Raw genomic sequence first — 674 nt, 5'->3', positions numbered from 1 at the left:
GGATAGACGATATCTGGTCCAAGAATCAGCAGGCCGGCGGCGGCCGCGTCATTGGCAAAGTGGCCACGTGTGCCGAACACTTCCAGCCAGCCGTAATTCTCGATGAACTCTTTCCCGAAGTCCGCCTCGCCATAAGTCTGCCCCCAGCGGAAATCATTCCGACGTTCGGCAAGCAGTTGCACCAGCGGCTTGGCATCCGGAGGCGCCAGTTCGGCGGCGCGATCGAGATGGCGCAGGCAGGCAAGCGGACGCGGCTCCAGCGTGCGAGCCGGCATGTCCCAGCCGATCCGGGCCACGGCATCGCGCATCAGGACGTGATCCACGGTCGCAAGGTATGCGTGGAACCGGCCCAGCAGTTCATCGAATTTTGTCGTCATATCTTGCTCCGGACATGCATTGATGCACAGCCGCTCCGCAGGGGATCGGGTTGCGCGGCGGCATCATTGGTCTAGATTGGTGCGCGCGCAAAGCCAAAAACAACAGGCCAGCGAGCTAGCTGGCCAGCACACAGGGAGCACGCCATGGACGCCGCGGTCGATGCGAGCACCAGCCAATTCGAACTCAACGAGGAGCAGCGCGCCATCCAGGAGATGGCGCAGGCCTTCGCCGCCGACCGTGTCGCACCGAATGCGCTCGATTGGGACCGCAACAAGCATTTCCCGGCCGACGTGATC

The 674-nt window shown here is 62.9% G+C and carries 2 protein-coding genes; one reads left to right on the top strand and one right to left on the bottom strand.

Going from position 1 to position 674, the window contains the following annotated elements; translation table 11 throughout:
- A partial coding sequence (locus EN994_RS34175; RefSeq protein WP_245466181.1) for a dimethylsulfonioproprionate lyase family protein occupies positions 1-377 on the bottom strand: 377 nt, incomplete at its 3' end.
- A gap of 144 nt (positions 378-521) precedes the next feature.
- Here EN994_RS34175 and EN994_RS34170 point away from each other — a divergent pair.
- Positions 522-674, top strand: a 153-nt coding sequence (locus EN994_RS34170) for an acyl-CoA dehydrogenase family protein (protein WP_206530579.1), incomplete at its 3' end; no start/stop codon positions are given.

It is taken from the genome of Mesorhizobium sp. M7A.F.Ca.CA.002.09.1.1 (genome assembly GCF_003998555.1).
GTDB lineage: Bacteria > Pseudomonadota > Alphaproteobacteria > Rhizobiales > Rhizobiaceae > Mesorhizobium > Mesorhizobium ciceri.
Note: the sequence above shows the minus strand (reverse complement) of the source record. Positions and strands in the feature narration are given on the sequence as shown.